This is a genomic window from Xanthomonas sp. LMG 12460, from assembly GCF_009192895.1.
GTDB classification, from domain to species: Bacteria; Pseudomonadota; Gammaproteobacteria; order Xanthomonadales; family Xanthomonadaceae; genus Xanthomonas_A; species Xanthomonas_A sontii.
The window spans coordinates 1-5,776 of record NZ_NKUH01000119.1 but is presented as its reverse complement, the minus strand read 5'-3'; the positions used below and the strand labels follow the sequence as shown (position 1 = coordinate 5,776).

General features: G+C 69.6%; 6 protein-coding genes. All 6 read right to left on the bottom strand.

Going from position 1 to position 5,776, the window contains the following annotated elements:
• Nucleotides 1–32: 32 nt before the first annotated feature.
• Entirely contained in the window at nucleotides 33–395 is a 363-nt protein-coding gene (locus CEK66_RS19025; protein ID WP_152181262.1) for a hypothetical protein, read from the bottom strand.
• The gene (locus CEK66_RS19020) at nucleotides 392–937 is read right to left on the bottom strand and encodes a polymer-forming cytoskeletal protein (RefSeq protein ID WP_152181263.1); all 546 of its coding nucleotides are present in this window, start codon (nucleotides 935–937) and stop codon (nucleotides 392–394) included. The genes CEK66_RS19025 and CEK66_RS19020 overlap by 4 nt, the downstream gene beginning before the upstream one ends.
• 104 nt (nucleotides 938–1,041) lie before the next feature.
• Nucleotides 1,042–2,751, bottom strand: a complete 1,710-nt coding sequence (locus tag CEK66_RS19015; RefSeq protein WP_193312717.1) for a diguanylate cyclase — start codon at nucleotides 2,749–2,751, stop codon at nucleotides 1,042–1,044.
• Nucleotides 2,752–2,878: 127 nt separating this feature from the next.
• Nucleotides 2,879–3,232: a hypothetical protein gene (locus CEK66_RS19010; protein ID WP_152237942.1), complete on the bottom strand. Its 354-nt coding sequence runs from the start codon at nucleotides 3,230–3,232 to the stop codon at nucleotides 2,879–2,881.
• Between the two features lie 580 nt (nucleotides 3,233–3,812).
• Nucleotides 3,813–4,154 carry a hypothetical protein gene (locus tag CEK66_RS19005; RefSeq protein ID WP_048490955.1) on the bottom strand — a complete coding sequence of 114 codons (342 nt, stop codon included), beginning with the start codon at nucleotides 4,152–4,154 and terminating at the stop codon, nucleotides 3,813–3,815.
• A gap of 122 nt (nucleotides 4,155–4,276) precedes the next feature.
• Nucleotides 4,277–5,452, bottom strand: a complete 1,176-nt coding sequence (locus tag CEK66_RS19000) for a thiolase family protein (RefSeq protein WP_152237941.1) — start codon at nucleotides 5,450–5,452, stop codon at nucleotides 4,277–4,279.
• Between the last annotated feature and the right edge of the window lie 324 nt (nucleotides 5,453–5,776).

Here is a 5,776-nt window from a genome sequence, read left to right as displayed (position 1 = left end):
TCCCCAATCCCCAATCCCGGCGCCGCAAGGCGCTAATGCCTCCCGCGCTTCCCCCCACGCACCGGCGTCGCCTCGACCGACAGCGTGAAACTGCGTTCCTCGCCGTCGAGCATGGCGCCGACGCCGACCAACTGGCGCTTGATTTCCTCGCCGCGGCCGTTGCGGATGCTCACCAACACGGTGTATTCCCAGGCGCTGCCGTCGGCCGGGTGGCGGATGCTCCCTTCCACCCGCAGTGGCACCAGCGCCGATGGCGCCGACTGCTGCAGCACCGCCGAATCGAAGCGCAGGTGGTGCTTGCACGCCGGGCAGACGCTGGCGCTTTCGAGAATGGTGGCCTTGCAGTGCGGGCAGGTCCGGGTCGCCCCCGGACTGCCGGGACGCGGGCTGCTCATGCGCCGGCGTCGGACTCCGCGGGCTTGCCGCCCTTGCGGGCATGTTTGTCGTCGTCCCAGCCGAAGTCGGCCTGGCCGCGCATGCGCGAGCCGGCGGCCACGGTCAGCGAGCCGGCCTTGACGTCGCCGATCAGCGCGCCGGACGCAAGCAGCTCCACCCGCGAGGCCGATTCGATGTTGCCTTCCAGCTCGCCGGCGATCACCACCTTGTCGGCGCGCACGCCGCCGCTGAGCTTGGCGCCGGTCTCGATGGTGAGGTCGCCCTGCACATTGACGTCGCCCTTGAACTTGCCGGCGATGCGGATGTGGCCGGTGCCCTCGATCTTGCCCTCGATACTGATGTCGGCGGCGATCAGCGATTCCTTCGCGGCGGGTGCCGGCGCAGCGGCGCGGGCGGCAGGGGCGGCGGCGGCGGCCGCGGCGAGCGGTTCGCCTGGGGCGGCATCGCCCGCCGGGCGCGGCTCCGGCGGCAACGCGCCGTTGCCGGGAACGGGCGGCAGGCCATCCTTGCGCGCAGGACCCTGGTCTTTCCAGATGGACATGGGCTGTCGTCTCCAGTCGGGGGAAGCGCGACTATCGCCGCTCTATCGCGTCGGTTTTGTGACGCTTTCTTCAAAACAGCGGCCCGACCGCGACCGCCGCTGGTTCAGCCCATGCCGTCCAGCGCCGGGTCGTAGGCCTGCACTTGGTTGCGGCCGCAGCGCTTGGCCCGGTACAGCGCCGCATCGGCCTTGCGCAGCAGGGTGGTGGCGACCACGCCGTCGCGCGCATAGCTGGCCACGCCGATCGACATGGTCACCGCCGGCAGCGCCTTGCCGTCCACGGTCGCGCTCAATTGCTGGGCAGCGCTGCGGATCTGTTCGGCGATGGCCTGCGCCTGTTCCGGCCCGGTCTCCGGCAGGATCACCGTGAACTCCTCGCCGCCGTAGCGGCAGGCGATGTCCTCGCCGCGCAGCCGCGTCGACAGCATCTGCCCGACCGCGACCAGCAGGGCGTCGCCGCCGCCGTGGCCGTGCAGGTCGTTGAACTGCTTGAAGTGGTCCACGTCCAGCATCAGCAGCGACAGCGGCATCTGCCGGCGTCCGCAGCGGGCCAGTTCGTGGTTGAGCGATTCTTCCAGGTAGCGCCGGTTGAACAGGCCGGTGAGCGGGTCGCGGATCGACTGCAGGCGCAGCGACTCGCGCAGAAGCAGGTTGCTCAGCGCCAGCGACAGCTGCTCGGCGGCGGCCTCGGCGATGGCGATGCGCGGCAGTGGACCGGTGCCGCGCCCGGCCAGGAACACGAAGCCCAACTGGGTGCCCTGAGCCGACAACGGAATGCAGGCGGTGCTGGCACCGGCCGCGTACGGATCCTCGCGCAGATGCGCGCAGGCCGAGTCGTGGCCCTGCGCATGCACGAAGTGGCTCTTGTCGCGGCGCAAGGCCCAGCAGTCCTGCGGCGCTACGGCCGGCTCGCTGCCGACCGGCGGCTGGCCCCAACTGACGATTTCCTCGGCGCGGTCGCGCGAGGCGCGCAGCAGATAGACGCTGCCGCCGGTGTCGGGCATCAGCGCGGCGAGCAGGCGTGCGGTCACCGTCAGTGCCTCGGCCGGCTCCACGCAACTCTGCAGCAGGCCGGTATAGCGGCTGAGCGCGTTGAGGTCGGCACTGGTGCGCTCCAGCTCGGTGATGCTGGTTTCCATCTTCTCGTTGGCGACCGAGGCGGCCTGCTCGGCGTTGCTGCGGTTGCGCAGTTCGCGCAGCAGTAGCGCGTACACCACGCCGACGCTGCCCAGGCCGAACGGGATGCCGGCCAGGGCGAGCACCAGCAGCATGTCGGCGCTGCGCTGGTTGGAGGTGTCGCGGCTCTGCAGCAGTTGCAGTTCCACGTCGGTCATCTGCTGCACTTGGTCGCGGATCGCGCTGGAGCTCTGGTACACGCTGGGCGCCATCGCCTGCCGCAGCGCCTGCAGGCCGTCGCGCTGGTACACCGCGAGCATCTCCCGCATCTGCCGCAGTCGCGTGTCCATCGACTGCTGCAGCACCTGGATGTTGGCGATCTGCACGGGATTGTCGGAAACCAGCTTGCGCAGTTGCGCCAACTGCCGCGGCACGCGTTCGGCGCTGTCGTAGTAGAGGCTCAGATAGGCCTGGTTGTCGGTCAACTCGTAGCCGCGCAACGAGGATTCGGTCATCAGCAAGGTCGATTGCACCTCGTCGATGTTGCGCAGCACTTCGTGGGTGTGGGCGACGCGTGCGGCATCGGAGATGGCGCGCTGCGCGCCATAGAAAACGCCGACGCCGATCAGGACGAAGACCGCGGCGGAGAACAACAGGGCTAGACGGGTCCTGGCCCGCACACGTTGGAGAATCGGCATCGCAAAAGTCTACTGTGACGTCGCAAACGCCTTGGACCGGCGTCACAAAAGACGCCCTGCCGGCACAGCGCGCGGCACGCGCTGCGCGGCAGAGGCCGCCCCCGCATGCACGGGGACGGCCAATGACTCAATGCTGCTCGCGGTCGCCGTTGTGCGGATCTTCGTTGGCGTTCTCGCGTGCCTTGTCGGCGACTTTCTGCGCCGCATTCGCCGTGGCCTCGCTGGCATCGGCCGCCATCTCCTTGGCTGCGGCCGAGGCATCCTGGACGGCATCGGAGTTGGCCGCACGGTGCGCGGCATCGCGCGCGTCGGCGGCGACCTCGCGCCCGGCCTGCGCGACCTCGCCGGCGGCTTCCTTGGCCGCTTCGCCGGTCTGTTCGGCAGCGACCTTGGCGTCGCGTTGTGCCTGCTGCGATTCGGGACCCTGGCAGCCGGCCAGTGCGAGGGCGCCCAGCAGGGCCACGATCGGGGTCTTGTTCATGCGGCTTCTCCGTCCACGGGTGGGTGACGCGGCGCAGCCTAGGCGGACGCGCATGCAGCCTGCGTCAAGGCGAAGCGGTGGCGCGGGGCAGTGTTCAGGAAGGCGCTGTCGCTGGTGGGGGAGGCGCCGTGGGGTGGGAGCCAGGCACTGCGATGCGCGCGGCTGCCGTCGCATGCCGGCGATGCGGGCCATGCGGATGTGCGGCGTCGGCGCGTACGCGCCGCACGTGCATGGCGCGTGGCAGCGGTGCGCATCGCCCGCCGCGGGCGGCGATGCGGCGCGTCGTGCGGGTCATGCGTCGCGCTTGCATGCGCGCTACGCGTGGACGACGCAATGGCGCGGACAAATCCTGTGTGCGGGGGCGCACGCTTGCGACGCGACGTCAGTGACGTCAGCGACGGACGACGGCGCGGCATTCGCGCGAGGCGACATGCATGCGTCGTCACCTCGCCGCCCTCCGGGAACAGGCTGTGCCGGCACGTTGGTGGCGCCGTTGCCGTGCTGCCCGGCAAACGCCAGGCAAAGAAAAAGCCGCTGGCGGACCAGCGGCTCTTTCAGGACTGCAAAAAGCAAGAAGTGATTACTTCTTGGCTTCCTGAGCAGCGTCCTTCGCCTTGTCGGCGGTGTCTTCCGCAGCCTTGGCGGTGTCGGCAGCCTTGTCGGCAGCGGCATCGGTCGGGGCAGCGGCGGCAGCGGCCGAAGCGTCGGCAGCGGTGTTGGCGGCGGTCGCGGCGGTGTCGGCAGCGGCCTGAGCGGCGTCGGCGGTCGGGGCGCCGGCGGCAGCCGACTGGTCGGCAGCAGCCTGCGCGTCGGTGGCGGCTTCGTTAGCCGAAGCGGCGGCGTCCTGGGCCTGCTCCTGCTTCGAGCACGCGGCCAGGGCCAGGCCCAGGGCCATTGCGATCAGCAGCTTGTTGATGCTCATTGTGTCTATCCTCGTCGTTTAGTTAGGCAACGCGCGAATGCGCGCCCTCAACATGATGACAAGCCAAAGTCGGCTGTCAAGCGCACGCGCATTCATTTTTGTGTTTCAGGGGTTAATCCCAATCAAATCAATTCGATGGCGACCGCTGTCGCTTCGCCACCGCCGATGCACAGCGTCGCGATTCCGCGGCGGCCGCCACGGCTGCGCAACGCATTTAGCAATGTCACCAGCAGCCGCGCACCGGAGGCGCCGATCGGATGGCCGAGCGCGCAGGCGCCGCCATGGACATTGACCTTGGCGTGGTCCAGGCCCAGTTCCTTGATCGGCACCATCGCCACCACGGCGAAGGCTTCGTTGATCTCGAACAGGTCGACGTCGTCCAGGCTCCAGCCGACCTGGTCGAGCAGCTTGCGGATCGCGCCCACCGGCGCGGTGGTGAACCATTCCGGCGCCTGCGAGAAGGTCGCATGGCCGACGATCCGGGCCAGCGGCGCGACGCCGCGGCGGTCGGCCTCGTCGGCGCCCAGCAGCACCAGCGCGGCGGCACCGTCGGAGATGCTCGAGGAACTGGCCGCGGTGACCGTGCCGTCCTTCTTGAACGCCGGCTTCAGCGCCGGGATCTTGGTCACGTCGGACTTGCCCGGCTGCTCGTCGCTGTCGACCCGTACCTCGCCCTTGCGGGTGGCCACGGCGACCGGGACGATCTCGTCGGCGAAGGCGCCATCGCGCTGCGCGGCCTGCGCGCGGTTCACCGATTCGATCGCGAACGCGTCCTGGTCCTGGCGGCTGAAGCCGAACTTCTCCGCGGTGGCCTCGCCGAACACGCCCATCGCCTGGCCGTCGTCGGGATTGGTCAGGCCGTCCCAGGCCATGTGGTCGACCGCCTGGAAGTTGCCGTAGCGGTTGCCGGTACGCGAGTTCGGCAGCAGGTGCGGCGCGTTGCTCATCGATTCCATGCCGCCGGCGACGACGATGCTGGCCGAACCGGCCTTGATCAGGTCGTGTCCGAGCATCACCGCCTTCATGCCCGAGCCGCAGACCTTGTTGATGGTGGTGGCGCCGGTGCCGTCGGGCACGCCGGCCGCGCGCGCGGCCTGACGTGCCGGGGCCTGGCCGAGGTTGGCCGGCAGCACGCAGCCCATGATGACTTCGGAAACGTCGGCGGCGGGGATGCCGGACTGCTCCAGCGCGGCGCGGATGGCCGCGGCGCCCAGCGTCGGCGTGGGCACGCCGTTGAACTGGCCCAGGAACGCGCCGATGGCGGTGCGCTTGGCCGCGGCGATGACGATCTCGGTCATGGCAAACCCTTACGAAAGTGGTGTGCCGATTATCGGCCGCGGCGCGGGTTCTGCCAATTGCGTCCACTGCCGGGCCAGTCCTATGGTTTGCATTCCCGTGTAGATTTGACGTAGTTCAGCGCCGTCGTAGGCGGCCGCTAACGTGGGCAACACCGGCCGTATGGCCGGCAGACGACATTTGAGGGGAAGAACATGCGGGCATTGATGGCACGGTCGCTGCTGGCGGCCGCGGTAGCGGTTGCGCTCACCTCGTGCGGTGGCGGCGGTGGCGGTGGCGGCAATCTGACCCATGGCAGCCCCCCACCGACCTCGCCGCCTCCGCCG